General features: G+C 63.7%; 14 protein-coding genes. 8 read left to right on the top strand and 6 right to left on the bottom strand.

From position 1 onward, the window contains the following. Positions 1-25: 25 nt before the first annotated feature. Positions 26-316: a co-chaperone GroES gene (groES, locus tag WM2015_RS01780; RefSeq protein ID WP_049724427.1), complete on the bottom strand. Its 291-nt coding sequence runs from the start codon at positions 314-316 to the stop codon at positions 26-28. Between the two features lie 294 nt (positions 317-610). Between groES and cutA the strand changes: the two genes are divergently transcribed. The 6 genes from cutA (at position 611) to accC (ending at position 6,187) form a co-directional block, all read left to right on the top strand. Next, positions 611-943 carry a divalent-cation tolerance protein CutA gene (gene cutA / locus WM2015_RS01785; RefSeq protein ID WP_049724428.1) on the top strand — a complete coding sequence of 111 codons (333 nt, stop codon included), beginning with the start codon at positions 611-613 and terminating at the stop codon, positions 941-943. Further along, on the top strand, positions 940-3,195 hold the full coding sequence (locus WM2015_RS01790; RefSeq protein ID WP_049724429.1) for a protein-disulfide reductase DsbD: 2,256 nt from the start codon (positions 940-942) through the stop codon (positions 3,193-3,195). The genes cutA and WM2015_RS01790 overlap by 4 nt, the downstream gene beginning before the upstream one ends. Beyond that, positions 3,192-3,737, top strand: a complete 546-nt coding sequence (locus WM2015_RS01795; RefSeq protein WP_049724430.1) for a TlpA family protein disulfide reductase — start codon at positions 3,192-3,194, stop codon at positions 3,735-3,737. The genes WM2015_RS01790 and WM2015_RS01795 overlap by 4 nt, the downstream gene beginning before the upstream one ends. A gap of 165 nt (positions 3,738-3,902) precedes the next feature. After that, entirely contained in the window at positions 3,903-4,349 is a 447-nt protein-coding gene (gene aroQ, locus WM2015_RS01800) for a type II 3-dehydroquinate dehydratase (RefSeq protein ID WP_049724431.1), read from the top strand. A gap of 10 nt (positions 4,350-4,359) precedes the next feature. Continuing rightward, positions 4,360-4,839: an acetyl-CoA carboxylase biotin carboxyl carrier protein gene (gene accB, locus WM2015_RS01805; RefSeq protein ID WP_049724432.1), complete on the top strand. Its 480-nt coding sequence runs from the start codon at positions 4,360-4,362 to the stop codon at positions 4,837-4,839. Position 4,840: 1 nt separating this feature from the next. After that, positions 4,841-6,187 (top strand): acetyl-CoA carboxylase biotin carboxylase subunit, encoded by a 1,347-nt coding sequence (gene accC, locus WM2015_RS01810; protein WP_049724433.1) that lies wholly within the window; start codon positions 4,841-4,843, stop codon positions 6,185-6,187. A 94-nt stretch (positions 6,188-6,281) separates the two neighbouring features. Here the strand turns inward: accC and WM2015_RS01815 are convergent, their stop codons facing one another. The 5 genes from WM2015_RS01815 to WM2015_RS01835 all read right to left on the bottom strand — a co-directional run bounded on the left by WM2015_RS01815 (position 6,282) and on the right by WM2015_RS01835 (position 16,008). Continuing rightward, positions 6,282-6,755, bottom strand: coding sequence for a chemotaxis protein CheW (locus WM2015_RS01815; protein WP_049724434.1), 474 nt, complete (start codon positions 6,753-6,755; stop codon positions 6,282-6,284). Positions 6,756-6,762: 7 nt separating this feature from the next. Then, positions 6,763-12,666 (bottom strand): hybrid sensor histidine kinase/response regulator, encoded by a 5,904-nt coding sequence (locus WM2015_RS16010; protein ID WP_049724435.1) that lies wholly within the window; start codon positions 12,664-12,666, stop codon positions 6,763-6,765. 106 nt (positions 12,667-12,772) lie between these two features. Further along, positions 12,773-14,812: a methyl-accepting chemotaxis protein gene (locus tag WM2015_RS01825; protein WP_049724436.1), complete on the bottom strand. Its 2,040-nt coding sequence runs from the start codon at positions 14,810-14,812 to the stop codon at positions 12,773-12,775. A 196-nt stretch (positions 14,813-15,008) separates the two neighbouring features. After that, positions 15,009-15,581 carry a chemotaxis protein CheW gene (locus WM2015_RS01830; protein ID WP_049724437.1) on the bottom strand — a complete coding sequence of 191 codons (573 nt, stop codon included), beginning with the start codon at positions 15,579-15,581 and terminating at the stop codon, positions 15,009-15,011. 37 nt (positions 15,582-15,618) lie between these two features. Further along, on the bottom strand, positions 15,619-16,008 hold the full coding sequence (locus WM2015_RS01835) for a response regulator (protein WP_049724438.1): 390 nt from the start codon (positions 16,006-16,008) through the stop codon (positions 15,619-15,621). Positions 16,009-16,233: 225 nt separating this feature from the next. Here WM2015_RS01835 and gshB point away from each other — a divergent pair, with 225 nt between their 5' ends. Both gshB and WM2015_RS01845 read left to right on the top strand, forming a co-directional pair. Further along, on the top strand, positions 16,234-17,172 hold the full coding sequence (gshB, locus tag WM2015_RS01840) for a glutathione synthase (protein WP_049724439.1): 939 nt from the start codon (positions 16,234-16,236) through the stop codon (positions 17,170-17,172). After that, the gene (locus tag WM2015_RS01845) at positions 17,169-18,032 is read left to right on the top strand and encodes an energy transducer TonB (protein WP_049724440.1); all 864 of its coding nucleotides are present in this window, start codon (positions 17,169-17,171) and stop codon (positions 18,030-18,032) included. Before gshB ends, WM2015_RS01845 begins: the two co-directional genes overlap by 4 nt. Positions 18,033-18,077: the final 45 nt, after the last annotated feature.

Raw genomic sequence — 18,077 nt, forward strand, 5'->3', positions numbered from 1 at the left:
CAATGCGTCGATGTGGGCGCGGTTCTCAGGACTCGATGACGGCCATGATGTCGTCTTCACGCATCACCAGCAGTTCTTCGCCGTCGACCTTGACTTCGGTGCCCGAGTACTTGCCGAACAGGACGGTGTCGCCGACCTTGACGTCCAGGCCACGCTGCTCGCCGTTGTCCAGGACCTTGCCGTTGCCGACGGCCAGGACTTCACCGCGAATGGGTTTCTCGGCTGCCGAATCAGGAATGACGATGCCGCCAGGAGTGGTGCGCTCTTCTTCGACGCGCTTGACGATCACGCGATCATGCAAGGGACGCAGATTCATGGGTGTTCTCCCTTTCAATCCAATGGTTGGTTTCAAATGTCATTGCAAACCCGGCCCGGGATTCGATCTCGAATCCGCGCTCCGGAGGATCTGCTCGGGCGGCCGGAACGGGCAGAAACTGCGTCGTGCCGGAACCGACTGCCGATACGCCACCCGAAATGGAGCCCGCAGGCGAGCATTTCAAGGGCCCGCGTTCATCGATCCTGATCGGCTACCCTTTCGCATCTGGGTTCCGATCGGCGATGGGCTGCCCCTGCGGTCGGCGAGTGAAAGGAGAAACCTTCGGGAGTGCGCATGGATTCACCCTTGTTGCTGGTACATACCACCGTCGGGGACAGGCAGGCCGCGGAACGTCTGGCCACGCTGCTGGTCGAAGGTCGGCTGGCGGCCTGCGTGTCGATCGGCGCGCCGATCACCAGCGTCTATCCCTGGGAGGGTCGGATCGAGTCGGCTGGAGAAGTGCCGCTGACGATCAAGACTTCGCCGGAGCGCTGGCCCGACTTGCGTCACGCTCTGGTCGAGGCACACTCGTATGATGTGCCCGAGTGTCTGGCCGTTCCGGTACTCGATGGCAACGAGGCCTATCTGGCATGGGCCCGAGATTGGATGCATCAGGACAAGAAATGATTTCCGAATCAACGCTCTTCAGGCTGGCCGCGGCCGCCTTGCTCGCCCTCACCGGCAGCCTATCCCAGGCGCAGATCAGCCCGGATGATCTGCTACCGGTCGAGGAGGCCTTCGCCCTCGAAGCTCGTGGGGAGGCCGGCCGGGTGGTGCTCGATTTCGACATCGCCGACGGGTACTACCTCTACCGGCACGCCTTCCGTTTCGAGTCCCTTGGCGAAGGGCTTCGTCTCGGCGAGGCGCAGATTCCGCCAGGCGAGGCCGGCGAAGACGAGTTCTTCGGCGCCATCGAGACCTATCGAGATCGGCTGCAGATCGTTCTTCCGGTCGAGGCGGGTGCCGGTGCGGCGGAGATCGCGGTCCGCTTCCAGGGTTGCGCCGATCTGGGCGTCTGCTATCCACCGCACCGGCAGACCTTCGATCTTGAAGTGGCGTCCGCGCCCGCGGCGGCCCCGAGCGGCCTCGAGGCCCTGCTGGGGCGCCCGGGCGGTACCTTGGGACTGCCCCGGCAGGATGCCGGCGCCCTGCCGGAGGAACAGGCCTTCGTCTACGAGGCGATCGCCATCGATCCGGCGACGATCCTGGTCCGGATGACCTCGGCGCCCGACTATTACCTCTACCGGGACAAGCTCGAATTCCAGCTCGATGATCCCGAGATCTCGATCGCGGCCATCGAATGGCCGCCTTCGGTCTCGATCCACGACGAGTACTTCGGTGAGTCCGAGGTCTACTACGACCAGGTCGAAATTCCCGTTCGACTGAACCGTCCGCCGGGTGGCGTGCGCAGCGTCGAGCTGGGTGCGAACTTCATGGGCTGCCTGACCGATGGCATCTGCTACCCGCCGATGTCTCGCCGTTTGAGCGTCGAGCTACCCTCGGCAAGCGCGGAGGAGCTGGCCGCCAGTGCCGCAGCGATCGACGCTGGCACCGTGGATCAGGCGTCCGCGCCAGCGGCAGCGGCCAGTGAGCAGGATCGTCTGGCCCAGGCCCTGGCCGGCACACCGGTGCTGGCGCTGATGCTGTTCCTGATCGCCGGCGTGCTGCTGGCCTTCACGCCCTGTGTCTTCCCCATGGTGCCGATCCTGTCCGGCCTGATTGCCGGCGAGGGAGAGCAGATCACCACGGCCAGGGCTTTCCGCCTGTCGCTGGTCTATGTGCTGGCCATGGCCCTGGTCTATACGGCCTTCGGGGTCGTTGCCGGACTGTTCGGTCAGAACCTGCAGGCGGTATTCCAGCACCCGGCGGTGCTGGGTGGATTCGCCGCCCTGTTCGTCGTTCTTTCGCTGGCCATGTTCGGGTTCTACGAGCTGCAGCTGCCAGCGGCGCTGCAGACCCGATTGAACGCCATGTCCAACCGAGCCGAAGGCGGAACCCTGCTGGGCGCGGCGATCATGGGCGCCTTGTCGGCCCTGGTCGTCGGGCCCTGCGTCGCACCGGCCCTGATGGGCGCTCTGATCTACATCGGTCAGACCGGTGACGCGGTGCTCGGTGGCGCTGCATTGTTCTCCATGGCCATCGGCATGGGCATTCCCCTGATGATCTGGGGCACCTCGGCGGGCAGTCTCCTGCCCCGTGCCGGTGCCTGGATGGTGGCGGTCAAGGCCGTGTTCGGTGTGGCGCTGCTCGCGCTGGCCATCTGGATGCTGGAGCGCGTCCTGCCTGGCGCGCTGATCATGCTCCTCTGGGGTGTGCTGGCGCTGATCAGTGGCGTGTACCTCGGCGCCCTCGATGGCCGTGCGGCGAGCGATTCCGGCTGGCGCACCCTGTGGCGAGGCCTGGGGGTGGTCCTGCTGGTGCTGGGTGCGGCCCAGCTGGTCGGCGCTCTGTCGGGGGGATCGGACTGGACGCGGCCGCTCGCTCACCTGCGGCCGGTGGCCGGAGGCGTCGCGACCAGCGCGGCAGCGGCCGAGTTCGAGAAGGTCGAGACCCTGGAACAGCTCGAGCAGCGCATCGCCGACAGCCAGCGCCCGGTCTTCGTCGACTTCTACGCCGATTGGTGCGTGGATTGCGTGCGCATGGAGCGTCGGACCTTTCCCGACCCCGGTGTGGCTCGTCGAATGGCGGAGTTCACCCTGATCAAGGTCGACGTCACCGATTACAACGACGCGCACAAGGAGATCCTCGCTCGCTTCGGACTGATCGGACCGCCGGCCTATCTGTTCTTCCGCGATGGCGAAGAACTCGATGGGCTGCGCATGTTCGGTTTCATGCCGCCCGAGGAATTCGGCGCACTGCTCGATCGGGTGACCCGATGAGTCGCCTCGGGCTCTATATCGCCGTCGCGGTCGGGGGGCTGGCACTGGGTGCCGGTCTGGCCTGGTTCACGCGTCCGGCGCCGCCGCCCGTCGGCGTCGAAGGTGCCAGCGTGGGCGATCCGCGACCGCCTTTCCAGCACGCCGCCCTGGACGGTCGACAAGTGCATGTCGACGATTTCGACGATCAGCTCCTGCTGGTCAACTTCTGGGCCACCTGGTGTGCGCCCTGTCGCCGCGAGATGCCGCTGCTCGATCAGGCCCAGCGGACTCATGGTGATCAGCTGACGGTGCTCGGCATCGCCATCGACGATCCCGGGGCGGTCATCGAATTCCTCGATTCGACCCCCGTGAGCTATCCGATCCTGGTCGGTTCGACGGACGTCGTGGCCACACAGCGAGCCTGGGGAAACGCCGCTGGCGCCCTGCCGTACACGGTGCTGGTCGATCGCGAGGGCATCATTCGCTGGCAGCATCTTGGTGAAGTCAGCGAAGAGGAACTCGCCGAGAAGCTCGCCGCCCATGGCCTGAGCACGCCGCTCTGATCCTTGCTGCCGCGATCCGGCGGTCCGGATCGTGGCTCGGCAGGCCCTTCGCTGGCGCGGGGCTCCGGGAGCAACTTCTTTCAATTCCTGCCCAACGTCGCCTAACGTGTGGACATTGGCGCCCTGATGGGGCACACTGCCCGTCTTTGAGAGGGCCTGTCCATCATGACTGCCATTCTGGTGCTGCACGGACCGAATCTGAACCTGCTGGGTCGTCGGGAGCCGGAAATCTACGGCACGGCCACGCTGGACGAGATCAATGCCAGCCTGGCACGGTTCGCGGCCAATGCCGGTGTGGAGTTGAGCTGCTTCCAGTCCAACGCCGAGCACGAGCTGGTCGAGCGAATCCAGCGCGCGGCGGAGGATGGCACCGATTGGATTCTGATCAATCCGGCTGCGTTCACGCACACTTCGGTGGCCATTCGTGATGCGCTGGCAGCCGTGGACCTGCCCTTCATCGAAATTCATCTAAGCAATCCGGAGCGGCGCGAAGCGTTCCGTCAGCACAGCTATTTTTCCGACCTGGCCGTGGGCAAGATCTGCGGATTCGGAGCGGATTCCTATCTGCTGGCGCTGCAGGCCGTCGTCAACCGGATCGACACCACGGGGTAGTGGATTCATCATGGACTTGAGAAAGATTAAGAAGCTGATCGAGCTGCTCGAGGAGTCAGAGCTGGCCGAGATCGAGATTCACGAGGGTGAGGAATCGGTTCGCCTGATTCGTTCGCATCCTCAGCCGGCCGCCAGCCAGACCTGGCAGTTGCCGCCTGCCGCGCCGGCACCGGCTCCCGCTGCTGCCGCGCCCGCTGCAGCCCCGGCTGCGACGGCAGATGCCGGTGCGGACACCGCGGATCTGCCGGACGGCGATGTCGTTCGTTCGCCCATGGTCGGCACCTTCTACTCGGCACCGAATCCGGATTCCGACCCCTTCGTCAAGGAAGGCGGCACGGTCAGCGCCGGGGACACGCTCTGCCTGGTCGAAGCGATGAAGATGTTCAACCAGATCGAGGCCGAGTTCTCCGGCAAGGTCGTCAAGATCCTCGTCGAGGATGGTCAGCCGGTGGAGTTCGACGAGCCCCTGTTCGTGATCAAGCGGGGTTGATATGGCTCCGTTCAAGAAGGTTCTGATCGCCAACCGGGGCGAAATCGCCCTGCGTGTGATGCGCGCCTGTCAGGCGATGAACATCCGCACGGTGGCGGTGCATTCCACCGTTGACCGCAACCTCAAGCACGTCGGCATGGCCGACGAATCGGTGTGCATCGGACCGGCACCGGCAGGCCAGAGCTACCTCAATGTGCCGGCCATCATCGCCGCCATGGAGGTCACCGATGCCGAGGCCGTGCATCCCGGCTACGGATTCCTGGCCGAAAATGCCGACTTCGCCGAGCGCGTGGAAGAGTCCGGCTTCACCTTCATCGGGCCGCGCGCGGAGACGATCCGCTTGATGGGGGACAAGGTTTCGGCCATCAACGCGATGCGTCAGGCCGGCGTGCCCTGCGTTCCTGGTTCGAACGGCCCGCTGGACAACGATGAACGGCGGTCGGCGCGCCTGGCAGCGGAGATCGGCTTTCCCGTGTTGATCAAGGCCGCCGCGGGCGGTGGCGGTCGCGGCATGCGCGTCGTCGAACAGCCCGAGGACCTGATCAAGTCGATCAATCTGACCCGCCAGGAAGCCAAGAGTGGTTTCGGTGACGATACGGTCTACATGGAAAAGTACCTGACCAATCCTCGTCACATCGAAATTCAGGTGCTGGCAGACAGCCATGGCAACGCGGTTCACCTCGGCGAACGCGACTGCTCCATGCAGCGCCGCCACCAGAAAGTGATCGAAGAGGCGCCCGCCCCCGGCATCACGGCCGAAGAGCGGGAACGCATCGGCAGGATCTGTACCGATGCCTGCCGGCGGATCGGGTATCTGGGTGCTGGAACCTTCGAATTTCTCTACGAGAATGGCGAGTTCTACTTCATCGAGATGAACACGCGGATTCAGGTCGAGCATCCGGTGACCGAATGCATCACCGGGCTGGATCTGATCCGGGCGCAGATCCTGGCCGCCGCCGGCGAGCCGCTGCCCTTCGACCAGTCCGACGTGGTCATCACGGGCCATTCCATCGAGTGTCGTATCAACGCCGAAGACCCGGAGAAATTCATTCCCCAGCCCGGTACCGTGGAAGCCTTTCATGCGCCGGGCGGGCCCGGCATCCGGGTCGATTCACACATCTACGATGGCTACCGGATTCCGCCCAATTACGATTCGATGATCGGCAAGCTGATCGCCCATGGCGAGAGTCGGGAAGCGGCGATTGCCCGCATGCGTGTCGCGCTCGATGAGATGGTCCTGCGCGGCATCGTCAGTAACATCCCGTTGCACCAGCGTCTGATCCGGGATTCGGGCTTCATCGAAGGCGGAACCAATATCCACTACCTGGAGAAGCTGCTCAAGGCTTGAGCGGTGCAGACCTCGGGGCGGTCGCCACCCAGCCCCGGAAAGCAGAAAGCCCGCTCGAGAGCGGGCTTTTTGATGCTCCGAAGGCGGCATCGCTTCAGCTGGTCAAGGGCAGGGCGCCGAAGGCAGCGTGCGCGACCAGGTGGCCGAGGCGGTCCAGATCGGGGACCAGGGCTTCCGTGCTCTCCACGATCACCTTTCCAGCCACAGCAATCGGCTTGCTGTCCATCGGGACTTCCGTGAGGTTGTCCTCGGTAATGGTGGTCAGGCGAGGAAAGCCCTGGGCCAGGATCGCCACATAGGGCATGCGCTCGTTCTGAATCAGTGTCTTGGTGATGCAGAAGCGCGCGCCGTTCGTGCGCTCGGTTTCGGCCGTTTCGGTAAGGGCGGCAAAGCTGATCAGGGGCACTTGCCAGCCGCGCCACAGAAAGGTCCCCAGCAGCCATTCAGGCGCATCCGGCACCGGCTGTGGATCAGAGTATCCAACGACCTCGGCGACGGTCGCGTTGGGAACCAGAATGTGGGCGCCGCTGATCGGCACCATCACGCTTCGGATTTCGGTCTCGGCCATGATTTACTTATCCTTCCGGCGCGGTGATGTTCAACAGCTCGAAGACGTGCTTGACCAGATCCGCTTCCTGATAGGGCTTGGCCAGATAGTCGTTGACGCCGATCTCTCGGGCGCGCTGGCGGTGCTTCTCGCCGCTTCGCGAGGTGATCATCATCATCGGCACCGCCTTGAGTCGCGGATCGTTGCGGACATGGGTAGCCAACTCGTAACCGTCCATACGCGGCATCTCGATATCGAGCAGGATCAGGTCCGGCACGCGTTCGAACATGCTTTCGACGGCGTCCAGGCCGTCTCGAGCGGTCATGACCTCCAGGCCACGATGTTCGAGTACGCGAGAGGTCACGCGGCGCATCGTGATCGAGTCGTCGACGACCATGACCAGCGGCGTCCGCTTGACTTCCTGGGCGCGCTCGGCTTCGAGAATATCGCCGCGGCCCGGCAGAATGTCACGGGCAAAGGCGCGGCGGATCAGCGGCCCGATGTCCAGGATCGGCACGACCTGGCCATCGCCCGTGATCGTGCCACCGAGGATGCCCGGAATCGAACTGATCTGAGGGCCGACGGGCTTGATCACGATCTCGCGATGGCCAAGCAGCTCGCTGACACGCAGGGCCGCGCGCTGATCACCGGCCTCGACCATGAGCAGCGAAAGGGTCCCGCTGCCGACTTCTTCGGGCGGGAAATCGAGCTGCGGTTCCAGTTCGAGCAGCGGATAGCTCTGGCCAGCGTATTCCTGCATGGGCTCCGAGCTGTCGATGGCCCGTGACCATTCGTCGGCCAGGATGCGGGTCACCCCGCGAACCGCCTGCAGGGGGATCGCGAACTGTCGATCCGAGGCGCGCACCATGATCGCCTGCATCACGGTCAGGGACAGGGGGATGCGGATGATGAACATCGCGCCCTTGCCGGTTTCGGACTGGGCGGTCACGCTGCCGCCGATCTGGCGGACTTCGTTGGCGACCACGTCCATGCCGATGCCGCGACCCGCCAGCTCGCTGACCTGCTCGGCCGTCGAGAAGCCGGACTGGAAGATCATGTTGGTCAGAGTGGTATCGTCCGGCCGATCTCCGGCGTCCAGCAGGCCGCGCTCGATGGCGCGCTTGCGGATGGCTTCCAGATTGATGCCCGCACCATCATCGCCGATTCGCATCACCAGTTCGGTGGCTTCGCGCGAAATGTCGATGCTGATGGTCCCGGTTTCCGGCTTGCCGGCCGCCTTGCGGCGGTCCGGCGTCTCGATGCCGTGGCTGATGGAGTTGCGAAGCAGATGCTCCAGCGGTGCCGTGATGCGTTCCATCACGTTCCGGTCGAGTTCACCTTCGCCGGCCATTTCCACCCGCAACTGGGCCTTCTTGCCCACTTCCCGGGCGGCGTTACGGATCACGCGGCGGAAGCGGGGTAGCAAGGTGTTGAAGGACACCATGCGGGCCTGCATCAGGCCTTCCTGCAGTTCCGTGTTGACGCGAGACTGCTGCATCAGCAGGGTTTCGGACTGACGGGTGGCATCGTCGAGGATGCCGGTCAGGCTGGTCAAGTCATTGACCGATTCCGCCAGGGCTCGTGACAGCTGCTGGATCGTGGAGTAGCGGTCAAGCTCGAGCGGATCGAAGTCCTCTTCGCCCGGCCCATGCTCCCGCTCGTAACGCGCGAGAATCTGGGTTTCCGTTTCGATTTCCAGCTTGCGCAGCTGATCACGCAGTCGGATGACCGTTTCGTCGACTTCCCCGACGTTGTTGCGGAAAACGCTGATCTGCTGTTCCAGTCGCGAGCGGAAGATCGAGATTTCGCCCGCGTAGTTGACCAGCTCGTCGATGAGCGTCGAGGGAACGCGCAGGTTCTCGCCGCGCTGAGCACGGCCTTCTTCTTCGGTCGGACCCGCTTGCTCCACGGCCGGCGTCACTTCCTTGACTTCGACCTTGTCCTCGAGCTCTTCGGCTTCCTCCGCGAACAGCTCCTCGAGCGGTCGCATCGGTACGGCCTGTCGCTCGATCACCGCTTCGATCATGACGTGGAGATGGTCACAGCCGGTCTCCAGAGCATCGATGCGTTCGCGCGTCACGTCCTTCAGACCGGAGGCGATGCCTTCGAGCAGTTCTTCCATGACGTGGGCGACCTGACCGATCGGGTTCAGGCCGACCATTCGGGCCGAGCCCTTGATCGTGTGGAGATCGCGCTGCAGCGCCGTGACCAGAGTCTTGTCGTCCGGCGCTTCGCGCCACTTCTGGAGGACGCCATCGGCATGCTCGAGCAGTTCCTGACCCTCTTCGAGGAAGGCATCGAGGAGGTCGTCGTTGACTTCCGAGTAGTCGATCGTCACCAGATTGGTGTCCGCGCTTCCGGCGCTCGTCTCGACCTCGGCCACCGGCTCCGGGTGGGCTTCCTCCGGCGCCTGGAACTCGGGCTCTTCGTGCATGCGACGAGCCCATTCCGGCAGATCCTCTTCGGCCTCTGCTTCGGCCTCTGCTTCTGCTTCTGCTTCGGCTTCTGCTTCGGCTTCTGCTTCTGCTTCTGCTTCTGCTTCTGCTTCTGCTTCTGCTTCTGCTTCTGCTTCGGCTTCGGCTTCGGCTTCGGCTTCGGCTTCGGCTTCGGCCTCTGCTTCGGCTTCGGCTTCGGCTTCGGCTTCGGCTTCGGCTTCGGCTTCGGCTTCGGCTTCGGCTTCGGCTTCGGCTTCGGCTTCGGCTTCGGCTTGCGTCTCGGCTTCGGCTTCGGCTTCGGCTTCGGCTTCGGCTTCGGCTTCGGCTTGCGCCTCGGCTTGCGTCTCGGCTTGCGTCTCGGCTTCGGCTTGCGTCTCGGCTTCGGCTTCGGCTTCGGCTTCGGCTTCAGCTTCAGCTTCAGGCTCGGCTTCTTCGAACTCCGGCACTTCGGCCGTCAGCTCATCGCTGGACTCCGCCTCGGCCGAGACCTCCTCTTCGTCCATCTCGAAGAAGCCGAAGTCATCGTCGGTCGCTTCCACTTCGACATCCGAGCTGAATGCGGCTTCCTCCGCCGCCTCGGCGCTTTCCTGGGGCCGATCCGGTGCCTGGGCGCCGATCCGATCGCGATGCGCTCTGCTGTGCAATTCGCGCAGCTGTTCGGAAAGCTCAGAGCTGTCGAACATCTCATCGGCAACGGCTTCTCCGCACAGGCGTTTCAGGCGGTTGCGGATCAGTTCGGCGCAGCGCTCGATGGCATCCACGCCGGCTTGCGAGGGCTGCGCATTGCACAGCGACAGTTCTTCGAGGTACGACTCCAGGATCTGCGCCGTTTCTGTTTCGTCACCGATCGGGGCCAGGCGCATCGTGCCCTTCATCGTGTGCACGATCCGGACCAGGCTTTCATCCATATTGGGCATATGCCCGGTTTCCGCAATGTCGGCCAGCCAGAGATCGAGCGATTCGAGATTTTCGGACAGCTCCTTGACCATCAGGTCGATCAGGGTCGGATCGAGGCCTTCGAGCTCCGGAGGCAGGGCCGCTTCGGGTTCCGAGGCTTCGACTTCTACCGCGCCGATCTGATCCAGCTTGCCGTCGGCTGCCAGTCCGGCCCGATTCGCGATGGCTTCGCAGGCCGCTTCGTCAAGGCTGGCTTCGCCTTCGCCGCTGAGGCGAGCACGCATGCTCGGCAGCGCCTCGACGGCTTCGGCGACCAGGCCGGTGATGGCCGGTTCCGGTCGGAGCTGCCCATCGATGACTCGATTGAGCATGTTTTCGACGTTCCAGGCAAACTCCCCGATCTCGGTTGCACCGGCCATGCGGCCGGACCCTTTCAGGGAGTGGAATGCACGCCGAATGGTGACCGTGTGTTCTTCATCAGCGGGGTTGTCCTGCCACTGCGGAACGATTTCTCGCAGTGACTCCAGTTCCTGGTCGAATTCTTCGAGAAAGATCTCGACGATATCGAAATCGTCGAAAGCCGATGAACTCGTTTCCTCCGGCACATCCACCGGGGGTGCCGGCGGCTCCGGGGGAGCGCTGATCGGGGCTTCCGTCGGCTCGGCTGCTTCCGGCTCCGCCTCGGAGATGGCTTCGGCTTCCTCCTCGAATGCATCGAAATCGAAGTCGGCCAGTTCGGAATCGGCGGGCGCCTCCGCGGGGGCTTCGAAGGCGGGTTCGGCTTCGATCTCCTCGCTGACCGGGGCTTCGATTTCCTCGCCCGTCGCCGCCTCATCGTGCTCCGGCAATGCTTCGGCCGGGGCTTCCAGCGTCGGCGCTTCGACTTCTGCCTCCGCATCGACTTCGGTTTCGGCTGCGGCTTCGGCAGTTTCGCCGAGGTAGCCCAGTGCCTCGAGCCGCTGCCTGGCCGAGGCCAGATAGCGATGGCCGCGCTCGTCGTTCGTGGTCAGGCTTTCGAGGTAGAACTCCGTGACCGTCAGCGTTTCGGCCAGGGTGTCCAGCGCTTCGGGATCTCCTGGCGCCTTGCCGGGGCCGAGATGATCGACGGCCACTTTGGCTGCCGCCGTCAGCATGTTCGCGGCCAGATCCAGATTGGCCATGTGCAGCGCGCCGGAAATCCGCTCCAGGATGCTGCCGGCCTCGTCGATCGCATTGTCATCGGCCTTCTGCCGATTGATCGCGTCCAGCAAGTGCTTGGCGTGCGCGAGATCTTCCAGCGCTTCCTTGACCATCTGCTTGACGACCCGGCGTTGCTCGGACGGAGGCAGCAGGGTGGCATCGCCTTCGGCAGGCTCTTCCTCGCCCGCCGTGCCCAGGTCGGCGGCCAGTCCGAAGCTTTCTTCGAGCTGCGATTCGACGACCAGCAGTTCGCGGGCGACCATCAGCAGGGCGGGGTCGTCCGGATTGTTACCCAGGTTTGCCAGCTTGCTGGCCTGTGCCTTGACTCGGGTGGCCAGGTGATCCAGCCCCAGCATGGCCAGGCTTTCACCGACCGAATCGAGCAGGGCGGTCTGTTGATTGAGAATCTCGGGGTCGGAGTCGCGCTCGAGCTGCGAGCCCAACGCGTCCTTGATCTTGGCCAGGTCTTCCCGGGCCGCCTTGGTGACCGCGGAGAACAGGGCGCGATTGCGTCCGGCGAGAAAGACCTTGGCTTGCGCCAGCTGGTCGGGCGCGTGTTGATCGAGCTCGAAGGCCTGATAGACCTCTTGCGCCATCGGCGCCTCGGCCTTTGCCAGGGCGATCTGGAACAGGAAGCCGCGACACAGGTCGTCGGCCTTCGTCAGAGCTTCTTCGCTGTCGGCGTTATCAGCCAGTTCCTTCAGCGTCACGTCGGTGCGCGCGAACAGGCGAGTGATGTTCGGTCCCCCGCTGATCTGCTGGGCCTTCAATGCTTCGCAGAGGGCGGCGGCAGCCCAACCCACGCGGCGCATGGCCTCGGGGACCTGGCCGGAGTCGCGAATCTTGAGCGCCAGCTGCGCCAGGGTGTCGATCGCTTCGGCATCCTGGTGGTTGACCAGAAAGCCGCGCAGGGCGTGCTGATAGTCCCGCCGCAGTTCGGCCAGGCTGGCCTCGTTGGCGGCCTCGGGCAGCGACACCTGATCGACGTCGGGGCGGAAGAACAGGGCTTCGTCGATCGGCGATTGCTTGGCCGATGAACGGAGATCGTTGATGGTCGGCAGCACCACGACCGGGGTGTCGTTCTGGGTGCTTTCCAGGTAATCCAGATAGTCCGGCAGAATCGCCGTTGCTTCGAGGATTCGGGTGATCGTTTCACCTTCGTCCTTGGATTTGCCCTTCTTCAGCGCTTCCAGCGCCAGGCCCATCGCCTCGGCGATCATCTGGCCGCTCTGGAATTCCATCACGGCCAGTGAGCCGGCCACCTTGTCGCAGGCCTCGATGGCTTGATCGAGATCACCTTCCTGGCGTTCCCGGTCTTCGTCACCGAAGCGTTCAACGGCCTGCCGGACATCGTCGAATAGCTCATCCAGCAGCGGACGAGTCCACTGCAGGGATTGATTGCTGATGTGCGCGCTACTCATGTCGGCCTTCCGGCGCGCCGTTTGATTTCATGACCACGCATGCGTCACTGACCTCTCTGTCAGAATCCGTGAAACCGTGCTTGAGGTTGCTTGAATGCACGGTGCCTCAGGCGTCATCTTCCGGCAGGGTGAAGTCAGACACCGAATCGCGCAGATCGCGGACCAGCTCGGCAAGGTTGGCCACCGACTTGGCGGTCTGCCCGGTACCTTCCGTGGTCTGCACCGAGATGTCTCGAATGCTGTTCATCAGCTGAGCGATCTTGGTTGCATTGCGGGATTCGTCCTGCGCCTGCCGCGAAATGTTCTGAATCAGGCCGGCCAGGTCGTTCGAGACCGTTTCGATCGATTCGAGGGCCTCACCGGCATCCTCGGCCAGTCGAGCACCGGAAACCACCTGCGAGGTCGTCTGTTCCATGGAGTTGACCGCCTCGGCCGTATCGGCCTGAATGGTCTGGACCAGCGCTTCGATTCGGCGTGTGGCGTTCGTGGCACGTTCTGCAAGGCGCTGGACTTCGTCGGCAACGACCGCGAAGCCTCGACCGGCGCCACCGGCCGATGCGGCCTGAATGGCGGCGTTGAGTGCGAGGACGTTCGTCTGTTCCGAAATGCCGTTAATCAGTTCGACGATGTCTCCAATCTCCTGGGACGATTCACCCAGACGCTTGATTCGCTTGGAGGTTTCCTGAATCTGGTCGCGAATATTGTCCATGCCGGAAATCGTCTGGCGCACCATGTCGGCGCCGCGGTTGGCGATTTCGACCGAGTTCTGGGCGACGTCTGCCGACTCACTCGAGCGCTTGGCCATGTCGTCGAAGCTCTGCGCCATTTCGTTGATCGTGTCGGTGGCTTCGCGAATCTCGCGAGCCTGGTGCTCCGAGGCCTCGGCCAGCTGCATGGTCGTGGCCCGGGTTTCCTGGGCCTGTGCGGCCACCTGCTGGGCCGTGTTGTTGACACCGGCGACGAGGTCGCGAAGTGCTTCCACCGCGTAGTTGACCGAGTCGGCGATGGCGCCCGTCACGTCCTCGGTCACGGTGGCCTGTACGGTCAGGTCCCCGTCAGCGAGGGAGCTCATTTCGTCGAGGAGGCGGAGAATGGCGTCCTGGTTACGCTGGTTGACGTCGGCGGTGGCACGGGCTCGCTTGCGCTGGGCCAGATACGCGCCGAAACCGATCAGGAACAGGATGAACAGGGCGCCGCCGGCGAGCACCAGGCCGGCCAGCAGGGAGGGCCAGATCTGCCCTTCGCCCAGGTTGTTGTAACCGGTGGACAGGGCGCGTGCTTCATCGGTCAGGTCGGCCGCGTCGAGGAAGATCTGGTCGGCGGCTTCGCGCACTTCGAACAGGTCCGTGGAGGCGGTCAGGATCGTGTCGACGTCGAGGCGAATCTCCTCGAACACCGGCCGGACGGCGGCCAGTGCGTCCAGGACTCGCGGATTGCGCGAAGCGCCGAGGTTCAGCTCGCTGTCGCCTTCGATCAGCCCCTGCAGCACGCGACCGAACAGGGCGGAGTCGGCCCGGAAGGCATCGGCCGCCGTGATGGCGCCGGTGCCGCCGGCGAGAATGTCGCCGACGCGGCGCAGCATTCGGTCGGCCAGTACCAGCTGTCGGCCGCCGACGTAGATCTGTACCGGCGGCGCACCGGTCTCGATCATGGCTCGTACGACGTCATCCGACAGGGCCTGGAGTTGCGGGATGTTCTCGGAGAAGGCCACCGAGCTGTCGGCGAGTTCGAGCACGAGGTCCGTACGATCGATGATCTGGCTGGTAAAGCCATCGATCTCGTTCCAGGTGTCTTCCAGCGTGGCCAGCTCGTCGTTGACGCTGTCGGGCGACGCCGGCAGTCCGGTCGCCTCATTGCCCTCACGTAGAACGGTAATGGCTCGATCGATCGTGTTTCGAGTGGTCCGCAGTTCATCGAAGGCGTCGAGGTTACCGACAGCAGATTCACCAGCGGCCTTCGCCAGCTGCTGAGCTCGCACCTGGATGTCCGTGGTCAGCGCCAGATACTCGTTCTGTTGCTGGTTGCGCTGGTTGAGCAGATAGAAGTTGACTGCCACCAGGCCCAGAAGGGCGACCAGCAGCACGAACAGCAGTGCCTGCGCGGGCGACAGTTTCTGCTCGGTTGATTGCGAGACAACACTACTCATGCCTTCACCTCATGTGTACTCATTCGAATTCCTTGGCCCCTGGTTGCTTCTCTACTGGAAAACAACGTGGACATGCGTTCTGGATGGCAAATTGCCATGATTTCCGGTCTAAAGCGGCCCTGCCACATCGCTGAACCGATGCCGGGTCGCACCCCTATACCGTTCGGCGCGAACCGAACCTTCGTACTTCAAGTTCCTAGTGTTCTCGCGATCCGTCCATGAAGTCGACGCGTCGCTGCAACTCTTCCACCTTGAAGACCCCCCAATCGTGTTCGCTGGTCGGGAAGTTCTGACTGACCAGGCCTTTCAATGCAGTGTCGTCCCAGCCGTCATCTGCCTCGAGATCGTCGGTGTGGAAATGGCGCTGGCCGAACACCTCGTCCACCACCAGCCCGGCCAATCTGCCCTGGATCTTGGTCAGGATGAGACGAGTCCGAGCGGTGACCGGCGTTCGGGTGCCGAACAGGTACCAGCCCAGGTCCGAAACGGGGGCGAGGTTGCCGCGGACATTGGCCAGGCCGAGCAACCATTCCTTGGTGCCCGGTACCGGATAGAAGGGGGGGAAGGCGATGATTTCTTCGATCTGGTCGATTCGACAGGTCAGGTAATGGTCGCCAAGGCGGAAGACCACCCCGTCCCAGTTGCTGATCTGCTGCTGACGACTGGCTTCGCCGACGTCATGGCCCAGACTACGCTCTTCATAGTCCGCCAGCAGGCCAAGCAGCAGGCCTCCGGTCGAACTCGATTCGTTGCTGTGCTCCCCTTGCATGGTCCCTCGTGAATCGCTGGTGCCGCGTCAACCTCGTTCAGGCAGACTCGGCGGGGTTGATCTGGTCGCGCACGGCCGCAAGCAGCTCGTCCCTGGTGAACGGCTTGGTCAGGTACTGGTCGGAGCCGACGATTCGGCCGCGAGCCTTGTCGAACAGGCCGTCCTTGCTGGTCAGCATGACCACGGGGACGTTGCGGAAGCGCGCGTTGTTCTTGATGATGGCGCAGGTCTGGTAGCCGTCCAGGCGCGGCATCATGATGTCGACGAAGATCAGATCCGGCTCGTGCTTGTGGATCATGGCCAGGGCTTCGAAGCCGTCGTTGGCCGTGATGACTTCGCAACCTTCACGGTTGAGCATCGTCTCGGCTGAGCGACGAATCGTTCGGCTGTCGTCGATCAGCATGATCTTCACGCCGTTGAGGTTCATGCCATCATTTTCCTGTGCTTGCTCTTGATCTGCGCTCATATCCGGTTTACGGGTCCTAGATGATGGTGCAATCCTTGCTGAAGCCTAAGGTTAGTCGATCTTTGCAGGATTTGCCAATCCGGTAGAATAGGTTATCTCAAGTTTATGGCGGAAAAGGACTTTTTGCCATAAAACCGGTCGTCAATGTGGCCTGCATCACAGGCTGGACTCCACGCGAGAGTGAGTATGCGCAAGAATCTGATCGTCGTCATGGACGATATTTCCCTCATCAAGATCGCCAAGGACACGAGCTTCGCGATGCTGCTGGAAGGGCGGCGCCGCGGCTATGCCCTGTTCTACATGAATGAGGATGGGCTGAGCCTCGCAGGTGGGGAGGCACGAGCGGCCATGCGGCCGGTTCGCGTGCGAGAGGATGCCGAGGACTGGTTCACTCTGGGGGCCGAGGTCGAACGTGGCCTGGGTCCGGATGATCTGGTGCTGATGCGCTCGGATCCGCCGGTGGATGCCGATTACGTGTTCGCGACCTATCTGCTCGAGCAGGCCGAGCGCCAGGGTGCCCTGGTGGTCAATCGGCCACAGGCGCTCCGGGACTTCAACGAGAAGCTGGCGATCGCCCGTTTTCCCGATCTGATGCCGGCGACCCGGGTCAGCGCCAGGTCGGCCGATCTCAAGCGCTTCGTTCATGAGCAGGGCCGAGCCGTGCTCAAGCCCCTCGATGGCATGGGCGGGCGCAGCATCTTCCTGACCCGGGCCGACGACCCCAATCTGAACGTGATTCTCGAAACCCTGACCGATGGCGGGCGACATCTGGCCATCGCACAGCAATTCCTGCCGGAGATCGACCAGGGCGACAAGCGAATCCTGATCGTCAACGGCCGGCCCGTGCCCTATCTACTCGCGCGCATCCCCACCGGTGACGACTTCCGCGGCAATCTCGCCAAGGGTGGGCGCGGGGAAGGCCGCCCGCTGAGCGACAGCGACCGCCGGATCGCCGAAACGGTCGGTCCGGTGCTGCTGGAGCATGGCATCGTGTTCGCGGGTCTGGATGTGATCGGAGAGCGTCTGACCGAGATCAACGTGACCTCGCCGACCTGTGTGCGTGAACTCGACGCCGAATTCGGGCTCAATATCATCGGTGATCTTTTCGACGCGATCGATCCATGACCTCCAGCTGGCACCTGTCCGCGCGCGGTGACTCCCTGGCCCTGGCCCTGGCCGTGGCCATCGGGGTGCATGTGGTCGCCATCGGCCTGGTCCACTTCGATCTGTTCACCGGGCGGCCCGACAAGGTGCCCACGGCACTGGATGTCATCCTGGTCCAGTGGGCCAACGAGACGCCGCCGGACGAGGCCGACTTTCTGGCCCAGGCATCCCAGCGTGGCGGTGGTGACAGCCCCGATCTGAAGCGCCCGGCCGAGCCGGTCCCCAGCGGCGAAGTATTGCCTGACCAGCAGCCCGAGCCGATCCAGGAGCTTGCTCAGGAGCAGACGATCGAGCAGACGCCGTCCGAGCTGGTGGCGGTCGAGGCTGCGGACGACGCCTTGCCCGAACCGACGCCCAGCGAAATGACGCGCAATGACCCGGTGGATTCGCGCGAGCTGATCCAGCAGTCCCTTGCCGTTGCTCGAGCCTCTCCCGACCGGTTGGCCGAGACGCAGGACTTTCCGAATCGCCTGCGGCGCAAGTTCATCTCCGCCAATACCCGCGAGCATCTGTACGCCGGCTACATGCGCTCCTGGGTATCCAAGGTAGAGCGGGTCGGCAATCTGAATTACCCGGAGCAGGCCAGGCGGATGAACCTCGACGGGGCCCTGGTGCTCAGCGTCGACGTGCTGCCCGATGGCAGCGTCGAGCAGATTCGCGTGCTCCGATCTTCCGGCTACGACATTCTCGATGAGGCCGCCGTCCGCATCGTCCGCCTGTCCGCGCCCTTCGCGCCGCTGCCCCCCGAGATCACTCGCGAGGTGGACGTTCTGACGATCACGCGAACCTGGCAGTTCTCGGCGCGCTCGGGCCTGTATTGACCGGCTTCGGCGGGTGATAGAATGCGCCCGTGAGTTACCTCGAAC

Origin of the sequence: Wenzhouxiangella marina (genome assembly GCF_001187785.1) — a bacterium.
In the GTDB taxonomy this organism is placed as follows: Bacteria; Pseudomonadota; Gammaproteobacteria; order Xanthomonadales; family Wenzhouxiangellaceae; genus Wenzhouxiangella; species Wenzhouxiangella marina.